The organism is Candidatus Peregrinibacteria bacterium, from assembly GCA_016699755.1.
Classification (GTDB): Bacteria; Patescibacteriota; Gracilibacteria; order CAIRYL01.
This window is the reverse complement of the sequence record CP065009.1, coordinates 1,423,682-1,445,942: the sequence shown is the minus strand read 5'-3', so window position 1 is coordinate 1,445,942 and position 22,261 is coordinate 1,423,682. Positions and strand designations below refer to the sequence as shown.

The following is a 22,261-nucleotide window of genomic DNA, read 5'->3' as shown; positions in this document are numbered from 1 at the left end:
AATAAAAAAAGATTATTTTGTAAGAAATACCATTTCACACGTACGAATAGGCTCCTCAAAACCTTTAAAGTTTTTGGAGAAGAGTCGATCATTTTCCAAAAGACAACTTTTCGGAGTAAGTCCACCTGTCCAAAAACGGAGAAGACTTACCGCATCTTTTGCCCAATCTTTTTCAGAACTCACTCCTTTTGGAAAGACTTCTGCAAAAAGTATTTTTACCGATGGTTCGATGATTTTCGGAGGGGCGTATCCCAGTTCCGTACGAACATTCCGTTCTCTTCCCAAAAAACCTTCAAGCTGTGTTAAAGCATATTCTCGGTCATTTCCTCCTCCAGAAAGAAGCATTTTGAGGGAAACAGCAATGTCTTGAGTCCGTTGCGAAAAATCTCCTTGTCTCTGTGCCGCTTTTTCGAGAAGCGCACTATTAATGTATGAGAGTCCAGGCTGAACACCATTAACGTTTCGATTTCCAAGAAGTGCACGTTTCAGTCCTTCCATAAGAACAGCTTTTCGGACAATGTTCCCAACAGCTTCAGGATCTGGAAATTCTTCTCCAAAAATACCTCCCGAAAATGTATGGCGACCAGGCATTCTCCCAATGATCACCTCTTGTTCTTCGACATCTCGAAAATTATCTCCCAAAAGTCGATCGTCAATATCTTTTGGATTCAAAACATGAGCTGTTTGGATACCAGCAGAACAAATTTCTTTACACGAAGCATCTTCTGTTTTTGACCCCTGTATGCGTGGATATAAAGAAGAAAAGGGAGAAGATGCCTTTTTTTCTGCTTCTGGAATTTGACTCCAATGTTCTTTCATTTGGAAAAAAGCTGATAATTGCACATTGCCGCCAATATTCCCCCACAAAAGACGAGGATGAATACTCAGAGAAAAATACCCTGATTCGTCTGATACTCCTGCATTCAAACAAGTTGCAGGAGAAAAACCAGATTGTTCTGGGGAAGAGAGAAAAAGAAAAACACGAGAGAGGGGATTTGCCGTTCCATGAAGAGAAACAAGCTCCTCTTCCGAAAGAGGAATAGTGTCCTTTGGCTCAGTAATAAGAGCTCTTTGCCAACCATATCCGTCAGAACCTTCTACAATAAATGCGTTTGAAAGAGAGTTTTTCTCAGGAAGAGTATCTTGAGCAGAAAGTTCGGCAGAACAATCGGTATCCTCCGAGAGTGTAACGGCTTTTTCTTCTTCGGCTGATTGTGCGAAAAATTGAAACATCTCAGCATCTTCCAATTCTGCATCCTTTAAAGAAGTTGTCTCATCTGACAATGAAGCACTCTTTAATGTGGATTCTTCAGAAGCAAGATGACAAGGTTTCCCCCGAGAGAGAGATTTTGGAAAAACCTCTATTCTCGATTGTATCTCCTGTTCACCCATACGAATAAAAACCGTCATGACTCCTGGTCGGATAGCTTTTCCCAAAGTACAATCTCCCGAAGAACCTCCTGCACACGTTTCGGACTCCATTCCTGTTGATCCCCGAAAAACGGTTATCGTATACGGACCTCCTCCAGTTGCTATAACTGGATCGGGGATACATCCTACGGTAATTTCTTGAGAAAGCGGAGAGACGCGGAGAATCCCATCATTCAAATCATCATCGTCATCACCAGAATCGTCGTCATCACCAGAATCGCTACCACCACTCGTGACGATAATCGTTGCGACTGCATCTGTTTGTCCAGTCTTTTTTACGGTGAGTGTTGCTGTTCCGATGTCAGTTGGTGCGGTAAGAGCGCATGTTGTGGATCCGTCTGAACACTGATTTTTGGTGATACCTGTTGTTCCGGCATTCAGAGTAAAGGTGTGTTCACTGGCACTATTGGAAACAGCAATATTCGTGACGGATGCTCCAACGGCAATGGATTGAGTTGTAGGAGAAACGGTAAAAGTATCGCCCCCGTTATTTTCGTCATCATCCCCTCCTGTAGTAATGGCCGCGAGAATTTTTTCTGCATTAACAAATCCGCATCCGTATTTTTCATCTCTCCCCGAAGGACCTAAATCTTCAGAATTTTCACAGAGAAGTGTTTCTATTTGTTCTGGAGAAAGATTTGGATTCTTCTCTTTCATAAGTGCGACTACTCCGGCAACATGGGGAGTTGCCATAGAGGTTCCGGGCAAGTGCGCATATCCTTTTGGTATGGGAATAGTTGGGCAATTTCCTCCAGAAAAACGGTTATCATCTTCACTGTCCATTTCTGCAATAATAGTGCTCAAAACACACGTTCCGGGTGCAACAACATCGACCATGTTCTCAAAATAACTCGAAAAAGACGTAACGGTTTTCGACATATCCGTTGCTCCAACGGCAATAACTCCATTGCAACTCGCCGGAGTTTGCGCACTCGGTCCGGATTGCCCCGAATTTCCGGCGGCAACCACAACAGTAATTCCACTTTCTATTGCTTTATCAATGGCACTTTGCCAGTTTGATGGGCATTCCATCTGCGCACCAAGACTCATGTTAATAACATCGACATTATTTTGTATGGCATAGTCAATTGCCTGAAAAATGGATGATGTTGGGGCGCCGTCTTGAGTTCCAAAAATCTTGAGTGGCATAATTTTTGCATTTGGAGCCACACCTATTACACCGCTACCATCTCCACTCGCGGCAATAGTTCCTGCAACATGCGTTCCGTGAAGCATGCCTTCTTCAGGATTTGGATCATTATCGGAACCGCAATTTGCTCCAGCACAAAAATCTTTTCCGGGGAGAATATTTTTCACCAAATCGAAATGATCGGTATCCACTCCAGAATCGATAACCGCTACAACAACACCTTCTCCTGTGATACCTTGTTCCCAAACCCCATCTGCAGCTACTCCAGCACCTAAACTATTTGTAAAAATATGCCATTGATCATTGTTGTTCTCCATATCCGTTGTTCCTTCATCAAACTGATAAAAGAGATAATTTGCTTCTGCGGAAAGAATTTCTGTGTCCCCCTGCAATGACTCAAGAAGCTCTTTTGTTGTCTTTGTCTTACTTTTTACTCGTGCCATAATAACAGTTTTTTCTGGGGAATTCCCGAGAGAAAAACTTCCCAATTTCCCTTCTGGCAAAGCAGGAGAAAAAAGAACACTCGCCATCACCTCTGTGTCTTCACCAATATATTTCTGAAGGCGAGCAGAAACATCTTCTTCAAATTTTTGTTTCCCCTCTTCGGCAGAAAGTTCTCCAAGCGCCTGAACTTCTCCAATAGCATTCTGAGTTATATTGGAATCTGGTTTTACAAAAACAAGTGCCTCATTTTCGAGATACTGCTGTTTCCCATTCACAAAAACAGGACCCAAGGAAAGAGCGGCTTTTTTTTGACTATTGTCTATTTCTGAAAAAAGTAATATTCCAGTCGCAACAAAGACTGTCGCAATTCCAAATAAGGGAAGAAAGGATTTTCGGAGAAAATGGCTCATATTTGTTTTTTATTTCCTCCTATTTTACCATTTTTCTCAAGAAGAATGAAACGGAAATTTATGCGCGAAAAACGCTCTATTTTTCCTGGAAAATTGTGTCTCAAAAAATTTATATAAAAGCCAACAAAAGATTCGAAATATCATAGTGTTTTACTTCTTGAACAAGTGTTGTTGTTTTACCGTTTCTCTGTGGAATACGTTCTAAAAAACTGGGAATTGGCTTTTTGTAGAGCACACCGAGCGCAATATGCTCTTCAATATTCTGTGCCTGTTTTCTGGCGACTTCTCGATCAGAAACTTCTTTTCGGTTTGAATCGACATAGAAAATGCGATCCCAAAACCATTCCTGATATGTTGATTTGTTATATGTGGGACACACTTGCATGATTTCTACAAAGGAAAATCCGGGATGAAGCAAAGCTTCTCGAAGAATTTCTGTTGTGTGTGGAACATCTCCCGAAAAACCTCTCGCCACAAAGGTGGGAGAAAGCGAAAGAATAAACTCGCAGATGTTGAGTGGTGGCGCAACCACTCCATCGGGAGAACCATTCATGGGAATTCCTGTTCGCGTAGTAGAAGAAGCTTGCCCCGTGGTGAGTCCATAGTTTTCGTTGTTGTGACAAATAAATGTCACGGGGTAATCATTTCGAATAGCATGCACGAGATGATTAATTCCTTCGCTAAACGTAGCTCCGTCTCCAGCAATGGCAATAACTTTCTGTTTACTGTTTGCAAGTGCGGCTCCTGCGGAAAGCGGAATCACACGTCCGTGCAATCCGTGGACGGTATATGCATTTGTTTTGTCGGAACCATTTCCATTGCACCCAATATCGTAACAAATGAGGCAATCTTGAAAACCAATATTTTCGAGTGTCAACGCGCGAATGAGCGCCTTTTCAATGCCATAATTTCCACACCCACTACACCATGTGAGTTTTTCTTCGCTTTCTTCATAGTGAAGTGCCACTTCTTTTTTTTCGAGAAGCTGATCGAGAGAGCTGTGACAAGAAGAGCAGTTTGTTTTCATGGGAATGGGGAAAATTTATGCTGAGCACGATTCGATACCTTTTTTGTTCTCGGGAAATGAATTCTTTCATTTTCTATTATTGCGAATGTGATCCGCAATTTTTTTCTACTTGTCATTCCGTGCTTGACACGGAATCCCCCTTTTACAGCAAAAGAGATCCTGAATCGAGTTCAGGATGATGCCATTGAAAGTTTTAAAGAGATATTCTGGTTTCTTATTCATGTTTCTTTTTCGAAAGTCGTACAAAATCCATCACCTCATCGAAAAAGAATTGGCGTCCGTTGTATTTTAAAAACTTTTTTGTGAATTCTTTTCCAGTTTTTTGTTCAATGAGCATTCCGAGTTGTCCAAAAGCATTTCCTTCAAGCAAACATACATTTTTATTTGACGCGAAAAACTGCTCCGTCACTTTTGTTTTTAGCGGATACAGATATTCGTAGTGGAGATAATTGACAGAAATCCCCTCTTTTTTGGAGGAAGAAATCACGTCGATCATGACATTTTTTGTGCTTCCCCACCCGATAAATGAAATATCAGCTTCCGTTTTTTTCCCAAAAATTTCGGGTTCTGGAAGTGTCTTGGCAATGGTCTCGAGTTTTTGAAGGCGCTTATTCATCATTTTTTCGGCTTCATCCGCATCTTCCGTAAGCGTACCATCTTCTCGGTGTTCATCGCTATTGCCGTAGTAATGCGCTGGGCTTGATCCCGGAATCCATCGCTCGGAAACGCCACTCTCGGTAAAACGAAACCGATCTTTTGGCACAAGTGTTGTAAGTCGTTTTTTGTCTGTCACAAGTCCACGTTCAATGGGAATAGTCTTTTGCGGAAACGGCTCTATGGTTCGCACGGTTTCGCACACTGTTTTTTCTGAAAGGACGAGGACAGGAACCTGATATTTTTCTGCCAAATTGAGTGCATGTTGAATACTAAAAAAACACGATTCGGGATCGCTCACACCAATGACAATTCGCGGAAATTCACCGTGCGCCGAAAAAATGGCGAGGTTTAAATCTCCCTGTCCAGTCCAAGTAGGAAGCCCTGTTGCTGGTCCTGGACGTTGGCAAATGACGACGACAAGTGGACACTCAATCATTCCCGAAAGAGAAACGGTTTCGGTCATCAAATCGTATCCACCGCCAGAAGTAGCGCAAAGTGCCCGCGTTCCGGCATACATCGACCCGAGTGCCATTTGTACTACAGTAATTTCATCTTCCGCCTGTTTCACGAGCATGCCCGTTTCGTGCGCGGTTTTGGCGAGATATGTCAGAATAGAACTCGAAGGGCTCATGGGATATGCATAATACGCCCGAACACCAGCATGAATAGCACCAATTCCAATAGCATCATTTCCATCTATGGCAATGAAATCCTTTTTATTTTTGGGAACATGAAGAGCAAGAGATGGAACAGGAGAAGCACCCCGAAAATGGTATCCTGCTTCGAGACATTTGAGGTCAATCTCGAGGAGTTTTGGTTTATCGCGAAATCGTTTTTCCGCGGCTTTTAAAACAGCGTCAATAGGAAGCCCTAATGCACGCCATAAAAGCCCAATAGTAATCATGTTTTGTACACGCATGTCTCCTCCGAGTTCGTGTGCCAATTTTCGTGCCGGAATATAGTTCATAGAGATTCCTCGCCGTTTTGCCTTTTCATCAAGCCCATGGATGCCTTCATGTCGATCATCATCATGAATCATAATACCACCCGGCTTTACCGCATCCAGATATTCCATAAGCCCCACTCGGTCAACTGCCACAACCACATCTGCCAAAGACGAAAGCGAATGAACTGGATGTATATCTGTTTCAATGCGAAACCCTGCGTGTCCGCCTTTAATGAGTGACGGATACTCTCGATCCGCATTCACAAAAAAACCCAAGCTTTTGAGCGCATCAATGACGATCAGTCCACTGACGACAAGGCCCGAACCACTTGATCCGGTAATACGAAGGGCAAGTCGACTCATGAAGAAGGGGAAAGAGGATGGTGTTTTATTTCTTCCGCCAAATGTTCTGCCCATTTTCGCACGGTGTCTTCTAGATGGCGAAGTGGCATTTCGTTCACGCGAAGTGCGTGTTGCAGAAGTGTTCCGTCTCGATTCTGCACAAGATGCTCTAAAATATTTGCGGATTCAATATTGTATTGTCTGTCATATTTTGGATCACCCAGTCCAATAACCGCAAAGAGATGATTAGAAAAATCGAGGACTTCGAGCTTTTTCGCATACGGAATGAAATGGTCTTGCAAAATACCATGTCCGTATGTGGAAGACGCCAAAATAGTGCAATCCGCCAGAAAAATATCTTCCGGCTGACTCTTTTCCACACGTTCGATTGCTACTGAAAGACATCGCTCTTCCAGCACCTTTTGCACCATTTCACATACCAATTCCGTGTTGCCACTTGTGGTGCCGTAAATAATACGCACGGTCTTTTGTCCCTGTTTCATATCATTTGGTGAGAAATGAACATTCCAAAAGCAATAAAAACGTACCATAAAAGAAAACTTTTGAATGAATTTTTATTGCGAACAGAATATTGCGTTCCCAGAAGAATACCGTTTTTGACTTTTTATTTCAATGATTCCAGATTTTTCTGAGGAAGAGGAGCCTTGTGTTCATCAGAAAGCTCAGAACCTTCTCCTGCCGACCTCGGAAAGAGAGAAAGGACAAGAAAAGCGATCCCCTGAGAAGAAAGAGTAAGTGCGCCCAATTTCCATATTCCTTTTCCTGCCAGTTTTCCCGTTTTTTCCACAATCTTTTTGCTTGCCCAAAGAGCACCAATGCCAAGTCCTGTTCCGATGAGAAGCGCATTTTGAAACCAATCCCAAGCCCGTGCTGATGCCTCTTTGTCGTTGAGATTCACCGAAAGTTTTTGAAGAAATGCTCCGTAATCGGCAATAAATTTTTCTCCAGACACAAAAAAATCATTCAAAAGATCTCCTGCCTCCTCTTTTTTTCCGCTCTTTAGAAGCACTTCTATTTCTCCGTTTTGAATTGCAGAGGAAAAATGTTGAAACTTCTGAAGATTCTCATAATCAAAATTGTGGTAAATGTCTTTCAAAAGCTCTCCTGCTCTTTCGGGATGCTGAATAATAAAAGAAGAAAGAGATTCCGAGAAAAAACTGAGAACAGGAATATCATCAAGTTGACTCTTGAGGAGCTTTTGAAAACCTCCGCGCGTAATATCTTCTGTTTTATGGAGATAGGGTTCCAAAAAAGCGAGAATATTCTGAAGGATAGACGGACTGAGTCCCGATTCGAGATGGCGAAGCACCTCGGAAATATCTCCTGCTTTTTCCTTCATACTCTGAGAGGCAGATTCCGACTGCTCTTGTATTACTTTTTTTAGCTTTTCTTCTCCTTCTTTCTTTTCTGAAGACCCAAGAAGTTTTGTCAAAAAACTGGGTTTCTCTTTTTGAATTTCTGGAAAATGTCGCTGGTAGTACTGTTCGTCAAATTCTGGTTCCGCCTTTTCTCCTCCAAGAAGTTCTTCAATGTCTTGTGCTTCTTTAGAATTGTACTTGTTATTTTCAAATCGGTAGAGATTTTCCATTATTTGAAAATGGCTTGTAAACTCACGATTTAAGAACTGATGTTGAACTTTTGCAAGGAAAAGCATTCTTTTTTGAAACACTTCCAAAGACATGGTTTCTCGTTTTTCCATGAGTCCATTCCGTGTTTTTTCGAGAATCTCCGCTTCCACCATCCGAAGCGCCAAAAGTGATTTTTCGAGAGATGCCCCCATATTTTCGGCAACCTCATTCCACGAATCCATTTTTTTTCCTTGTCGATCAATGGGCGCGCATTCGCCCACTCGTCCCTGATACGCTTTTTGAGCGGCTTCGAGTTGGCGCAGACTTTCTTGAGGAGAGGGGCTGTTGTCGCCTTCCGAAAAAATCGTAGTGATATTCTCTAAAGAACCTTTCTCTGGAGCATTTTGAAAAATATTTTTTACATCTTCTTGAGAAAGAACTCCCCACGATTGCGCATGCTGAATATGCTCTTGCACGATTTTTGCTTGTTCCGAAATACTTGAGGCAACGAGAATATAAAAGAGATGATTCCGAAAACGATTTTCTAAAACCTTTTGATATTCCTGAAGACGAGCCTTTTCGTGTTCGTTTTTTGGTTTTCGCACTCCTTGTTCAATCGCTTTCAAATTTTGCTGGTAGTACAGTGCATGCGCTCTATGAATATCGAGATACGAAGAATCGTTAATAATCGATTCATACTCTTGTGCACATTTGTGAGGATCATTTCCGTAGTGTTGTTTTTTTAAGCCGTCGACAAGCTCACGAAGAGAATTGAGGCGATTCCCTGTATCTGCCTTGGGAATATTTTCGAGATGCTGTTCGTATTCTTCTGGCATTTTGTGTGGATAATTGTACAAAGGATACTCACCCCATTCCTGCAGGATTTGCGGCAGAAATAGCTCTGAAGGCCTGTTTTAATATTTCTGGGGTAAGCGCCTCTGGAATGAGGGAGTTGAGCACTTGTACAATATGTGTGGCGTATCCAGCATTGACCAGTTCGAGTATCTCCATGGCAGCGATAGGAGTTCCAATAATAACCGTCATTATGCTTGCAATGCGAAGTGGCAGTGGAAGATTTTTCCAAGTTTCCCATACACCATGAGCGGTTTTCTGAAGAATCTCCAATGCTTTTTTTGGGAGTGTTTTGAGCTGTTCTAGTATGTGAGCCAGAGCTTCTTTTGTTTCTGCGGAAGAAATTTGCTCTTCCGCCGATTCAATGGGATTTCCTTCTTGGTTGAAATTTTCAAAAGTATCATCATTCAATGCTTTCAGAAAAAACTCCTTTTGTGGATCGGTCAGGGTTTTAAGGAAATCATCAAATTTTCCTGTTTCTTCTAGCTTTTTTACGGTTTCCCGAAGCCTTTGCACATTAGCATCACCCTCTTCTGGAGAAAAACGGAGCTGTTCAACGGCATCTCCGTGAGTACTCATGAGGAAGCAGAAAGAAAGGTATCGAGCTTCTCTTGAAGGATTTTCACTGTTTGCACACTTTCCTCATCGTCTATTTCTTTTACCTTTTCAAGATACCCTTGGTGAGCATTTCGATACTGAACAGAAAGACTTTTCAGGGCATTAATACTCTCATGGTACTCTTCTACCGTTATTTCCTTATTTTTTAGGGCTTCTCCAAGGGATTCAATAACTTTTGAAAGAAGCTCGTCACTTCCGAGTGTCATCATCATAAAGACTTCGTCTTGTGTCAGTCCTTTTGCGGCGCCGGCATCTTGAAGAATTTTGTGCACATGGGGATCCATATTTTTAGTATGAAAAAATTTTAGAAGGAGTTCAAGAGCATTGATAAACTCAGATATATACTAGATTCTACGAAAATTTCTATTTGAGTCTGAAATAAACACTTATTGAGCCGTGAATGAAGAGGACTGACAGAGTGATGAATATTTCATTCGGGAAATAAAAAGGAATCTCTCATTTTTTGTGAGGGAGAAATAAAACTATTGTCATTTTTAATGTCTAAAACGAATACTGCTTCCGCTGGAGCATATGTGTCGAAGACCATGTGCTTCGCAATGGTCCTGCGTCTACAAAATTTCGGAAAAAGTAGAAAAAAAGTTTAGAATTCTTTCGTGGAACTTGCTGGAGAATGAGGCGCAAAAAACTACGACTTGGAATTTGAGTATGGATTACTATTACTCTTCTTCCGAATTTCAACGCGAATAGGGGTTCCCCAAAATCCGTAGAGCTCTCGAAGACGGTTTTCGATATAGCGACGAAATGAGAAATGCGCGGCATCAGGATCGTTCGCAAAGAAGACAAAATGAGGAGGATTTTTTCCGATTTGCGTTCCATACTTTACTTTAAGACGCATATTTTTACGACTCGCCGGAGGATGCGCGGCAAGCGCTTGCTCTAAGAATATATTCAAATTTGCCGTGGAAATGGTTCGCGTTCGCTCTGTCATAATACGTTTGGCATTTCTAAAAACCTCCTGAATCCCCTTTTTTTCTACTGATGACAGGAAAAGCACCGGTGCCCAACTCAAAAACGGAAATTCTCGTTGTGCCTGACGCAAAAACCGATCACGAACACTGATGGAAAGTTTGCTGACTTCTTTTTCCTGATCTTCGGGAGATGGCTTTTCCCCTGTTCTTTGCTCTTCTAAAACAGATTTATCCGCCACTTCTTGGCGAATCATATCGCGCCGGATATCCCATTTAGAAAACGCAATCATTACTCCCACTCCCGCTTCAATAAGTTCTGCGGCAATGGTCTGATCTTGATGAGTAATTCCCTCTGTAGCATCAATGAGTATAATCGCCACGTCTGCCCGAGAAAGTGCAGAAAGAGCACGAAGACGAGAAAATCGCTCAAGGTCTTCTCTGTGCATTTTTGATTTTTTTCGAATACCTGCGGTGTCGATGAGAAGATAACGTTCCTTTTCAAAAAGAATAACACTGTCGACATTGTCACGAGTTGTACCAGGGAGAGGAGAAACAATAGATACGTCTCTCCCTGAGAGCGTATTAACGAGTGTCGATTTTCCCGCATTAGGACGACCGAGAATGGATATTTTTGCAACGTATTCCTCCTCATCATTTTTTGATTTCGGAGAAAACCCTGCGAGAAGTAAAGCCTTTTCGGTTTTTTGGAGAAGCTCTCGTATTCCGTAACCTTCTTTTGCGGAAATAAATATTGGATCTTCTTGGGAAATGCCAAGCGCATAAAGTTCTGACGCGACCTGAGAGGCAGATGGTTTTTCTGCTTTGGTAGAGATAAGGAAAATAGGAACATGTTTTGGCTTTTTTTTGCGAAGTATCTCGGCAATCATCCATTCCTCCGATGTTATTTCCGCCCGACTGTCGATACAAAAATAAATGAGGTCTGCTCCCTGCACCGACTCCTCTGCCTGTTTCTTCATATTTTCTTCAATATCATTTCCCATGTCACTCGAAAGCCCACCAGTATCTACAAGTAAAAAAGAAACTTTTTCCCCTTTAACATTTCCAAAAACCCGATCTCGAGTGGTTCCGGGAATATCCGATTCAATAGCGCGTCGCTCCCCTAAGAGTTCATTAAAGAGCGTCGATTTTCCGACATTTGGTCGTCCGATAATAGCAACAGTTGGCATTGCGAAGAGAAGAAGGAAGATGTTTTCGTTGAATACTTTTTGACATTATGGTACCATGAAAGGAAAATATTAAAAATAAATGAAACTTCGTTTTTTTTCCTCTCTTTTTCAGAAGAGAAATCTGTTTATTTTCTTGGGAGGTTTTCTCCTATTGGGAGGAGTGAATGCCGCTCTTCCATTTTTTTATGATTGGGAGGAATCGCCAGAAGAGATTGTTCGTCAGGCACTCTTAAAAGACCTTTTTGAAGGAGAAGATTGGCGCCGATCACTTTTTGCCTCAATTTCTGGCTCTATGCACAATATCGACTGGATTTCGTGTGCAGAAAATGATGGGGGAAATCGCCCATACGAACGAGGTGCTATTTCGGTGCAATATGTTTCGAATAAAGGCGATCAACGACAACATACTTTCTCTGACCGAAATTATTCACTCAATGGTGAAAAAGGAATTATTGAATTTTACTGCGTAGAAGAAATTCCGTGGGTGACATTTTATGAGTGTGAAACAAGTGAGAACGGCGTATGTCAGTCGAAAGAAGAAGCAAAAATCTCTCTTTTGGTTGAAACATCGAATGACGGAGAAACGTTCACCAAATCTGCTTCTTTAAGCCCAGAAGATTCGTATTTAAGCGTATTTACTCCGGCATATTTTCGGGTGACGGTTAAAAACTCTGGTTCAGTTTCGGGAGATGCAAAAATTCTTTTTCTCTCCGACACGCAAGATAGAGCCGGAGTACCAAAAAACGAAGAAGTGTGGTGTGAAGGAGCAGAATCATGCACGGGAACGCCTTCCAAAGGAAGTGTTGTTTTAAAAGGTATTCCTCCCGGAGGCGAAGCATTTATCGATTACGAACGAGATATGAGTCCCGTTTCGGAGGAAACATTGTACACGGAACAAGTACAACTCGATGGAGAAGCAGAATGGCAAAAAGTAGAAATTACGCTTTTACCAACTACAGAACCTTCTGATGAAGAATATAGTCCAAATACCGAAAATATTGATGAAATTTCGTTTCAATTCTCCGCCTCAGAAGATCGGGAAACCTTTGCGGAAAAGCTCTCTATTCCCGCAGGAATTGTGTATCTCGATATTTTTACGCCCATCACTTTTCGTGTTGAAATCCAAAACACAAGCGAAGAGATACTCAGTGGAGAAGTTCTTCTGGATGTTCAGGATAATAATACTTCCTCTGAATGGAAGTCTGCTCGCATTGCATGCGAACCAGAATCAACGTGTGAAATTTCTCCCGATACAGAAATGGCAAAACTCGAAAATATTGCTCCAGACTCATCGGTAACTCTTGAGTATGAACGAGATATTCGTCCTTCTGAAAATTTGGAACACGTGGAAACTCTCTTTTTTGATGGACTCGAAAGAGCGACTGTCACTGTAAGCACTGAGTAATTTTTACTCTCTAGTAATACCTGAGAGTGCTCTTTTACAATAGAAAATCCGCTGTGCTATTTTTGCTCTTCCTCCTTTTTCTTCCGGCGGAGGTGGATAGGTTCCGTTTTGCTGTCCTTCTGCCAACGAAAGAGCATTTTTATAAAAATATACTGCAATATCTCTATAAATAAGATCGCCAGCTTCATTTAAAAGTTGGTGTGCAGCATCTCCCATATATTGTTGGTAGGGATAGTTTTTTTTTCGAATTTCAAGACCAATACTTTCGATGGTACTTTTGTCATCTGGTCGTGCAATAGTAATAGCACGTTTCCGCACGGTTTCTACTACATTTTTTGGAAAAACATCTTGAGTTTCTTCGGCAGCATCCGCATTGTCGATGGCACTCTCTGTCCAACGAGAAATATTTTTAGCAATACTTGCCATTTCTGGAACGAAGTTTGTTTTACGATTCAAATATCCTCCGAGTCCTGCTATTCCTATAGCAGGACCTCCACGAAGAAGTGTTTGCAATAATTCCCTTCTGCTCAAAATGACGTCTTTGAGTCTTAAAAGAGCGAGCATACTCATGGCACTAATACCGGTGAAAATTCCATCGCTCAGTTCGTGTGTATTTTCATGAATATCAATTCCATATCTTTTGGCGAAGGCTTCTATTTTGTAAACATAGTGCTCTCCATGTTTTCCCAGAAAATTCCCAGAAGAAAATAATTTTCCGTATTCATCATCATTTTGAATATCACTCGAAAGCACTGTACCTCTATGGTTTGACGAAAGTCCTGCTTGGAGCTCTTGGTATCGTTTTCGATATTCGTCGGTGATATAGCAAAAAATTCCAAATTTTCCCGATTGTCTATATCGATCAACAGTAGTTTTTTCATTCCGATTTCGTGCTATAATAGCGAACGCTCTTTTTATATGTTCTATTCCGGCATTGTAGGAAAGGAGTGTCGCTGGATAAAGTAACTCTTCATCATCAAGACCGTATCCTAATTGCAATGTCTGATAATCTGAATTTGATTTAAGTATTCGTAATTTTTCTTGGAGGTAGGAAATTGCTGCAGGAGTTGCTTGTGTTATGTCAGTTGGATCTTCTAATCTATATTCTTCTGCTGTTTCGGGTGTAAATTGGAATACTCCAACTGCTCCACTTCCACTTTCTGCTGTGAGACTGTAGCTCGACTCTTGGAATGGAATAAAGGGAAGTATTTTTTTAAAGTAGGGAGGAAGGGGCGAGTCTTTGGCTGTTTGTATCACATATTCAAGGCGAGAAGTTTTTGACCCCAGAATATATGGTTCGTGAGCATTCCCATTTTGTACTGTTTCAAAATGTCGCCGGTGTTGTTCGTTCAATGCTTCTTTTATTCTTTTCGTATAATACGGAGATTCTTGTTCAGGGGGATTTTCTGGTGATTTCGAAAGAATTTCTTTAACGCCTTCTTGGACAGCCCCACCAATAGTAAGAGCTGCTGCTCCTTTTACGATTGTTCCCAAAAAGTTTCTTCTGCTTGGTGATTCACACGTATTTTTCATAAGAAAATAAAAAGCTGAGTATTTTATTTTTAAAAAAATATTTGTCAATACATTTTTTAAGAGGAACTCTTTCCAAATTTTTCTTTTCGTAAAGGAGATGAAGGAAATATCTCTATTTTTTTCCAGAAAACACCGAACTTTCCAGCTTTTCAATTCGTTCCCGAATAGGATCGGGAAGTCCGGTTTGATCTACTGTTTTCACCGGTGCTGTTCGTTTTCCGTTTTGTCGAATGATATGCCCTGGATTTCCGACCACAACAGAATGTGCCGGAACATCACTCACAACGACTGAACCTCCGCCAATTTGTGAGCGCTTCCCTATGATAACGGGTCCAAATATTTTTGCGCCAGCACCAATAAGCACCTCGTCTTCTACAGTTGGATGTCGCTTTCCGGGACTGAGCGTTGTTCCACCAAGCGTAACCTCGTGGTACATGAGGACATTGTTTCCAATTTCCGCGGTTTCCCCAATTACAACGCCCATACCGTGATCGATAAAAAATCCCGAACCAATTTTTGCGCCCGGATGAATTTCGATTCCCGTTAAAAATCGAGAAATCTGCGAAAGAATTCTTGGAAAAAGTGGAATGCGAATGGCAAACAAAAGGTGAGCAATGCGATGGAACAGCACCGCCCAAATGCCAGGATAAGTAAGCAGTTCGAGTACGCCAAACCATTTTCCGCGAAGCGCGGGATCATTTCGAAACCCTGCGACAAAATCTTGCGGAAAAAAGAAGAGTTGGCGAACGAAAAAGGGAAGTTTCATTTTAGAAAAACAATAGCAGAGAAGAGAATGAAGTTTTTTGCTCTATCATCCAAAAAGTTCAGTGGAAAGATAGCGCTCGCCGGTATCGCAGAGTATGGTCACAACTGTTTTTTCTGGATTTTCTTCAGCATATTTTTTTGCAATGGCAACATTTGCTCCTGTGGAAATGCCAACACAAAACCCTTCTTTTTTGGCGAGTTCTTGTGAGGTGGCAATCGCTTCTTCTTCAGAAATAGTTTCTATTGCAAAAAGCAGAGATATATCGAGAATCTTCGGCACAAACCCTGCACCGATTCCCTGAATACCATGACCCCCTGAATCACCACCCGAAAGCACCGGGCTTTTTTCTGGTTCCACTGCAATAAGTTGTATATCTGGATTCTGTTTTTGAAGAAATCTCCCCACCCCAGTAATCGTTCCTCCCGTTCCAACTCCTGCCACAAAAATGTCCACCTTTCCCTTGGTATCCTTCCAAATCTCTGAACCAGTGGTTTTCTCATGAATTTTTGGATTTATTGGGTTTCTGAATTGGTTTGGATAGAAAACATCTTTTTCTTGTGCAATTTCTTCTGCTTTTAAAATGGCACCTCGCATACCTTCTTCTGCAGGAGTGATGATGAGTTGCGCTCCAAAAAAATTCGTCATCTTTCTTCTTTCCATACTCATACTTTCAGGCATAGTGAGAATGCATTTGTATCCGCGCGTGGCACATACGAACGCAAGTCCTATTCCAGTGTTTCCACTTGTCGGCTCCACTACTGTTCCACCGGGCAACAAAATACCACGCTCTTCAGCATCTATAATCATAGCGAGAGCAATGCGATCTTTTATGGATCCACCAGGATTTTGCGATTCGAGTTTCCCCAAAATATTCCCTTGGGGAAAAAAGCGAGAAAGCCTGATGAGTGGCGTATTCCCAATACTGTCGGTGGCACAAGAGAGAAGCATATTAAAAAGATTCTTTACAAATGCTTTCAAAAGATTGCAGGAGTGTCAAAAGTTCTCTTACTTGCCGAGAAACACTTCCTCCCCCCTCGCAAACAGAAAAAGTAATGTTCGCAGATTCATGGTAATACTGTTTCCTTGCTTCCCAAATTTCTCGAAGTTCTTCTGCAATATTTTTTCCAGTAAGACTTGGACGATGCCCTTTTTTTCCATTTCGAATGCGATATTCGAGAATCGAAAGCGGAACGTTCAAAAACACAAGGACTCCGTTTTTCTTGAGGGCGACAACATTTTCTTCTCGTAAAATTGCTCCGCCACCAACCGCAATAACTGCTCCTTCTTTTTCTCCGACTTTTTTGCACACAGTAGTTTCAAGATCTCGAAATGCCTCCCAGCCACTTTCTGATACTATTTGAGAGATACTTTTTCCAGAAGCCTTTTCAATAAGAATATCGGTGTCAATAAAGGGTCGCCCTTGTTTTTTGGCGAGAACTTTTCCCAAGGATGATTTTCCACAGCCACGCATCCCAATAAGAACAGTATTTCTCATGTTGCTCGCAATGACTCAAAAACATTCCAAAACTCGGGAAATGTTTTTCCAACACATTTCGGATCACAAATTGTCATGCCTGAAATACGCGTTCCAAGAGCCGAAAAACTCATGGCAATGCGATGATCGTCGAAGGTTTCGATTTTCGCTCCAATCATTGTTTTGGGATTTCCCACAATGGTAATGCTATCTTCTGATGTTTGTACCGCAACATTCATTTTCTCTAAATTCAGTCGAAGTGCTTCTAGGCGGTCACACTCTTTTTTGCGGAGTGTGGAGAGTCCGGTGATCTTTGTTTTTCCTTGAGCAAGTGGTGCCAAGGTTGCCGCTGCAAGCGCAACATCTGGCATATCTTCCATGTCTATTTCTCCAAGAGGCCTGAGTTCCTCAATTCTCTTGACCGTAACACCCGATAAAGTTCGTTCTACTTTCGCGCCAAATTTCTCCAAAATATCCAAAAATCTGGCATCTCCCTGCAAACTCGGATACGGAAAATTTGAAATCGTCACATTTCCTCCAGCGGCAACAGCAAGGGAAAAAACATGTGCCGCAGAACTCGCATCTCCCTCGATATCAAGAGAAATGGGTTGAATATTTTGCGGTTCCACGGAAAACTCAAATCCTGAATGTGATATTACTTTTACGCCAAACTGCTGAAGAAGCGCGATGGTCATGCTGAGATATGGACGAGAAACAAGTGGCGGACGAACCTGAATGCGAATGCCCATTTCTGTTTTTGCGCCAACAAGAAGGAGCGCCGAAAGAAATTGACTCGAGGTGTCTCCAGAAATTCCTGCTGTTCCTCCTGCAATTTTTCCCGCTCCAGAAATAATAACCGGAAGACAACCATTCTCATTTTCTGAAATAATATCCACCCCAATATCTTTGAGCGCATCTAGCAAATCCTTAAGCGGGCGTTCGTGCATACGCGGTTTTCCAGAAATGCGAACGGTTCCACTATTAAGTCCCATAGCGGCAGAAAGAAAGCGAGCGACAGTTCCGGCATTTCCCACAAAAAGTTCATGATTTCCAGAAACAAATTTTCCACCGGTTCCGTGGATTTCCCACACATCGTTCTGAATCTGAATATCAATTCCGATTTTTCTCAGAGCTTCGCGCATAAGTTCTGAATCTTCCGAAAGAAGCGGAAAATGGAGCTCACTTTTTCCGTCTGCCAATGCACACAGCAAAAGCGCACGGTTAGTAAGCGATTTACTCCCCGGAATATAAACCGTTCCAAATGCTCCGTGAGAAAACGGCTCAATCTTCCGTACCTCCTCCATTACGTTTTTTGACAAAGAAATTGTGAAGCATATGCCAAATACCCTGTTTTTTTTGTTTTTTCTGCTCTTCTAAAATGTCCGAAATCCGTTCCCAAGTTTCTCGGTTTTTATCCGTAAGAATTTTTTGCGTTTCTTTCCCCGATTTTGGGGAAAATGTCATTCCCAAAATGGAACCAACCGCACCACCAACCACAAAACCAATGAGAACCTTATCAATTCTCTTCCGAAATTTTTTGAGTTTGCCACTTGTTTTTTCTGCTTCATTCACGAAAGAGATTATGCAGGGAAAGCGGAAAGGGTGCAAGAATAGGATCTACTTCAGAAAGAACTTCGTCACTCTTACAAGCGTTTCGGGATTTTGTGCGTAGGCGAGAAAAAATCCGTAATTCGTCAGAGGAATTCCTTGTTCTTCGGCAATGCGAATTCTTCGAAAAAACTTTTGCCGATCGGTCATACACGAGCCACAGTGGATAACCATTTTGTACGACGAAAGATCTTCGGGAAATGTGCGTCCAAATGCAAATTCGAACTGTACGTCTTTTCCAGTTTTTTCTTTAATAATCCGCGGAATTTGTACGGTGCCAATATCGTCACATTTTCGATTGTGGTTACATGATTCGGCGATAAGCACTGTATCGCCATCTTCCAAAAGGTCCATGGCATTTACGCTTTTGAGGAGGAAATCCATTTCTCCACACGCCATATAGTGCGCCATCATAACGGAAAAGGAAGTAAGAGGAATTTCCTGTGGAACCCATTTTGCAACAATATCAAATGCTTGGCTATCGGTGATAATAAGCTGCAGTCCTTCTGGGGCATTCTTCAGAAATTGAATGAGCCCTGAAAATCGTGCTTGTTCTTCTTGAACCTCATTCGCATTATCACTACGTGCTTTGCCGAGATGAAGTCGAAAAAGCACTGGCGTAACGAAGTTTCTGAGAAGCCGTTCCATCGCCATGTCTTGCGGACGGAGAAGTCGAAGTGTTGGCGTTTCTTCATCCATGGGAATAATAAGGAGCACAACTCCTTTTTCTGAAAGATTAGGAAGGAGGTCGATGTCTCGATTGGGTACCTCGAAATGCTCTTTCAAAAAATCGGCAAGCCGACTCTGCTCTGAAAAATCGTTTGCCGAGAGAAAAATTCCTGGAACACCGAGTTCTTTTTCTTGTGTTTTTGGGGAGGCTTCTTGGCTATTTTGAAAAGTATTCCATACGAGAAGCACCTGCTTTCCGCGCTCTTTTGCGTGCTCAATAAGTTCTTTTTCAATTTTCACTCCGTCTTTTTGGGCGCGCCCTGCGTCAACAACCACTAGAACAAGATCGGCTTCTTCTAATGCTTCGTATGATTTTTTCCGTTTTTTTTCACCCAGTTCAGAATATTCGTCTACTCCAGCGGTATCTAAAATTTTACATGGTCCTAGCCCATGAACTTCCATGATAGTGGTTACTGTATCGGCAGTAGTTCCGGGGGTACTATCGGTAATAGCGTAGTGCTCTTGCCCACTTAGAAGATTGAGCAAACTCGATTTTCCGGCGTTTGTTCTGCCAACAATACCAATGATGTTTCGTTCTTCACGTTTTACCACGGTTTCGTTGAGAAAAATGTTGTGCGTCTCCGCGTTTTCCAAGAGCAGGAATAAGCCCTGCGGATTTCACTTTTGCGACCGAACACCCTGAACACTGATCTGCTTTTTCATCCACACAAGGTTTGTTTTGATAGAGAAGGTAAAGCCCGCGATATTCCACGGGAGTCACACTTGGCATAAAAACGTTTGCTCCTGCTTGTAGGGCGTAAATTCTACCACGAGGATGAATGGCTTCGAGCGCAGTAGCGGTAGCAATATTTACTGTTGGCATTAAAAGACGGAGCACTGCAATAAAATTAAGAGTTGTATCCAAAATATCATGCTTCTTTTTCTTCCACCATTCTTTCATTTCTGGAGTTCCGAGTGGCGTATCTTCATGAAAAACATACGGACCAAGCCCAAACATATCGGTATCGAGTTCTTGAAAAAATCGAAGATCATTCACAAGATCATCCATCGTTTGTTCGGGAACTCCCACCATGTTTCCCGTTCCTACCTGAAACCCGAGTTCCTTGAGATCGAGGAGACACTGCTTTCGTCTTTCAAACAGATGATCTGCAGGATGAAGTTTGCGATAAAGCTCTGGATTTGAAGTCTCGATGCGAAGGAGATAACGATCTGCGCCCGCCTCCTTGAGTTCTTTATAAAATTCTTTTGGAAGTTCGCCAAGCGAAAGTGTAATACCCATTTCTGGAAAATCTTTTCGAATGTTTTTCAGGATCTGAAGCACAAAATCGAGCGCACTTCTTGACGTAAGCTCGCCAGACTGAAGCACTACTGATCCATATTGTGATTTGTCGATGAAACGAAGACACTGATCAACTTCTTCATGCGTCATGCGAAATCGCTCTGTTTTAGTGTTGTCTCGGCGAATACCGCAGTAAAAACAGTTTTTTTCGCAGATGTTCGAAAACTCAATAATTCCCCGAAAATAGACCTCCTCCCCAATAGATTCTCGTCGAACAGTATCTGCCCGAGCAAAAAGCTTTTTTTGCTCTTCTCCTCGAACAGAAAGAAGCTGTCGAATTTCTTGGTCGGTCATATATAAAAATGCGATTCAGAAAGACAATACATTTTTTTGATATTGATGAGAATATACTGTTTCCCAATCGTCATTTTCCTAATGCAAAAACATGATATTCTACAGACAAAATCTCTGAAAATGACTCAGCTATTTGTGATCCAAAAAACCTTAGATAAGGTGATTTCTTGCGTGAGTCTTCTTGCTCCTTTGTTTTTCCTTTGGCACACTCTTTGAGAAATTTTCTTTCTCTGAAAAACTTATGTTCGGACAAATGAAAGATATGTACCAGATGCAAAAAAAAGCAAAAGAACTCAAAAAAAAGCTCAAAGAAATTGAAATAGAAGCAGAAGAAGATGGAGTTTTGGTAGTTGTCAATGCCGCACAAGATGTGGTTTCTGTTGAATTTGACGATGCCATTTTGGCTCCCGAGAATAAGAGGCGTATTGAAAAAAATCTCAAGATTGCACTTGAACGTGCTCAAAAAAAAGCACAAGAAATTGCCGCCGAAAAAATGAAACCGCTCATGGGCAATATGGGACTTCCCAATGCATAATCCATGTTTTCTCAAAAGCATATTCAGCGGCAAAAAATGAGTCTGCGCATTAAGACAATGATCGCCATTATATTTGTTATGGGTGCTCTTTTTATAGCGCAAGAAGTACAGTATCGAATGCTTATTGCCAAATCTCCAGAAAGCTCTGATGCTGTTTTTCCTTTTACAGTGGAAAAAGGAGAATCACTTCCAAATATGAGTATTCGTCTTCAGGAAGAGGGACTCATCTCTTCCTCTTGGGCATTTTTGCGTTATGCAAAAAGATCGGGGGTTGCTGAAAATATTCAAGCAGGAACATTTTATCTTCCAAAAAATCTGCCCATTCCTGCCCTTACGGAGCTCCTCACAAAAGCAGTATCTCAAGAAATTTCTTTTACTATTCCTGAAGGGTTTACCAACGCCGATATTGATGCTCGTTTAGCAGAATTTTCTCTTGCTCCCAAAGGAGCTTTTCTGGAGTGCGTAAGGACATGTGATTTTTCTGATTTTCCTTTCTTGCCAGCAGATCCAAAGCTCCGAGAAGGATTCTTTTTTCCTGACACTTATTTTGTAAATCCCGAAAATTTTTCAGCAGAAGCATTTGCGAGAAGGCTTCTCCGCACGTTTGATGAGCGAACGAAAACTATCTTTGGAACAAGCAGTCGAAACGGATGGGAAATTTTAAAAATGGCGTCTATTCTCGAGAAAGAATCGAGGGGAGATGAGGAACGCCCGATAATCTCGGGAATCCTCTGGAAACGCCTCGATAACGATTGGCTTTTGGGAGCAGATGCCACTACAAGATATGCCACAGGAAAAAAGACAGAAGCGCTTACCATAGATGATCTGCAATCAAAAAATCCATGGAATACACGAGCGGTCAAGGGACTTCCTCCTGGGGCAATTTGTAACCCAGGGCTTTCGTCCATTCTCGCCGCGGCAAACCCTGAGGAAAGCTCATATTGGTATTATCTTCACGATATGAAAGGAAATATATATTACGCCACCACCATGGAGGAGCATGCCGAAAACAAGGAGCAATATTTGTAGTTCTAA

Annotated in this window: 19 protein-coding genes; 3 read left to right on the top strand and 16 right to left on the bottom strand. The window is 41.9% G+C overall.

Annotation, left to right across the window (positions count from 1 at the left end; all coding sequences use genetic code 11):
- Positions 1-12 precede the first annotated feature (12 nt).
- The 8 genes from IPN35_06420 to der all read right to left on the bottom strand — a co-directional run bounded on the left by IPN35_06420 (position 13) and on the right by der (position 11,582).
- Positions 13-3,435, bottom strand: a complete 3,423-nt coding sequence (locus IPN35_06420; protein ID QQS59186.1) for a S8 family peptidase — start codon at positions 3,433-3,435, stop codon at positions 13-15.
- Between the two features lie 109 nt (positions 3,436-3,544).
- Entirely contained in the window at positions 3,545-4,462 is a 918-nt protein-coding gene (locus IPN35_06415) for a 2-oxoacid ferredoxin oxidoreductase (GenBank protein ID QQS59185.1), read from the bottom strand.
- A gap of 214 nt (positions 4,463-4,676) precedes the next feature.
- Complete coding sequence (locus tag IPN35_06410) at positions 4,677-6,428, bottom strand: 2-oxoacid:acceptor oxidoreductase subunit alpha (GenBank protein ID QQS59184.1); 1,752 nt, start codon at positions 6,426-6,428, stop codon at positions 4,677-4,679.
- Positions 6,425-6,910, bottom strand: coding sequence for a flavodoxin family protein (locus tag IPN35_06405; protein QQS59183.1), 486 nt, complete (start codon positions 6,908-6,910; stop codon positions 6,425-6,427). Before IPN35_06405 ends, IPN35_06410 begins: the two co-directional genes overlap by 4 nt.
- Positions 6,911-7,032: 122 nt before the next feature.
- Positions 7,033-8,832, bottom strand: coding sequence for a hypothetical protein (locus tag IPN35_06400; GenBank protein QQS59182.1), 1,800 nt, complete (start codon positions 8,830-8,832; stop codon positions 7,033-7,035).
- A 28-nt stretch (positions 8,833-8,860) separates the two neighbouring features.
- On the bottom strand, positions 8,861-9,427 hold the full coding sequence (locus tag IPN35_06395) for a hypothetical protein (protein QQS59181.1): 567 nt from the start codon (positions 9,425-9,427) through the stop codon (positions 8,861-8,863).
- A complete protein-coding gene (locus IPN35_06390; protein QQS59180.1) occupies positions 9,424-9,750 on the bottom strand; it encodes a hypothetical protein in 327 nt (108 codons plus the stop codon). Before IPN35_06390 ends, IPN35_06395 begins: the two co-directional genes overlap by 4 nt.
- A 362-nt stretch (positions 9,751-10,112) precedes the next feature.
- A complete protein-coding gene (gene der, locus IPN35_06385) occupies positions 10,113-11,582 on the bottom strand; it encodes a ribosome biogenesis GTPase Der (GenBank protein QQS59179.1) in 1,470 nt (489 codons plus the stop codon).
- 79 nt (positions 11,583-11,661) lie between these two features.
- On the opposite strand from der, the gene IPN35_06380 reads away from it, so the two are divergent.
- Entirely contained in the window at positions 11,662-12,987 is a 1,326-nt protein-coding gene (locus tag IPN35_06380) for a hypothetical protein (GenBank protein QQS59178.1), read from the top strand.
- 3 nt (positions 12,988-12,990) lie between these two features.
- On the opposite strand, the gene IPN35_06375 is transcribed toward IPN35_06380, so the two are convergent.
- From IPN35_06375 to hydE, 8 genes are all read right to left on the bottom strand, one after another.
- Positions 12,991-14,520, bottom strand: coding sequence for a transglycosylase SLT domain-containing protein (locus tag IPN35_06375; GenBank protein QQS59177.1), 1,530 nt, complete (start codon positions 14,518-14,520; stop codon positions 12,991-12,993).
- Positions 14,521-14,632: 112 nt separating this feature from the next.
- Positions 14,633-15,286, bottom strand: a complete 654-nt coding sequence (locus IPN35_06370; protein QQS59176.1) for a serine acetyltransferase — start codon at positions 15,284-15,286, stop codon at positions 14,633-14,635.
- Positions 15,287-15,331: 45 nt separating this feature from the next.
- Positions 15,332-16,234, bottom strand: coding sequence for a cysteine synthase A (gene cysK / locus IPN35_06365; protein QQS59175.1), 903 nt, complete (start codon positions 16,232-16,234; stop codon positions 15,332-15,334).
- A gap of 1 nt (position 16,235) precedes the next feature.
- Positions 16,236-16,781 carry a shikimate kinase gene (locus IPN35_06360; protein ID QQS59174.1) on the bottom strand — a complete coding sequence of 182 codons (546 nt, stop codon included), beginning with the start codon at positions 16,779-16,781 and terminating at the stop codon, positions 16,236-16,238.
- Positions 16,778-18,064: a 3-phosphoshikimate 1-carboxyvinyltransferase gene (gene aroA / locus IPN35_06355; protein QQS59173.1), complete on the bottom strand. Its 1,287-nt coding sequence runs from the start codon at positions 18,062-18,064 to the stop codon at positions 16,778-16,780. The genes IPN35_06360 and aroA overlap by 4 nt, the downstream gene beginning before the upstream one ends.
- Complete coding sequence (locus IPN35_06350) at positions 18,042-18,332, bottom strand: YtxH domain-containing protein (GenBank protein ID QQS59172.1); 291 nt, start codon at positions 18,330-18,332, stop codon at positions 18,042-18,044. The genes aroA and IPN35_06350 overlap by 23 nt, the downstream gene beginning before the upstream one ends.
- 45 nt (positions 18,333-18,377) lie before the next feature.
- Positions 18,378-19,691 carry a [FeFe] hydrogenase H-cluster maturation GTPase HydF gene (gene hydF / locus IPN35_06345; protein QQS59171.1) on the bottom strand — a complete coding sequence of 438 codons (1,314 nt, stop codon included), beginning with the start codon at positions 19,689-19,691 and terminating at the stop codon, positions 18,378-18,380.
- A complete protein-coding gene (gene hydE / locus IPN35_06340) occupies positions 19,636-20,691 on the bottom strand; it encodes a [FeFe] hydrogenase H-cluster radical SAM maturase HydE (protein ID QQS59170.1) in 1,056 nt (351 codons plus the stop codon). The genes hydF and hydE overlap by 56 nt, the downstream gene beginning before the upstream one ends.
- Positions 20,692-20,932: 241 nt before the next feature.
- Between hydE and IPN35_06335 the strand changes: the two genes are divergently transcribed.
- Positions 20,933-21,226 (top strand): YbaB/EbfC family nucleoid-associated protein, encoded by a 294-nt coding sequence (locus tag IPN35_06335; GenBank protein ID QQS59169.1) that lies wholly within the window; start codon positions 20,933-20,935, stop codon positions 21,224-21,226.
- A 3-nt stretch (positions 21,227-21,229) separates the two neighbouring features.
- Entirely contained in the window at positions 21,230-22,255 is a 1,026-nt protein-coding gene (gene mltG / locus IPN35_06330) for an endolytic transglycosylase MltG (GenBank protein ID QQS59168.1), read from the top strand.
- Positions 22,256-22,261 lie beyond the last annotated feature (6 nt).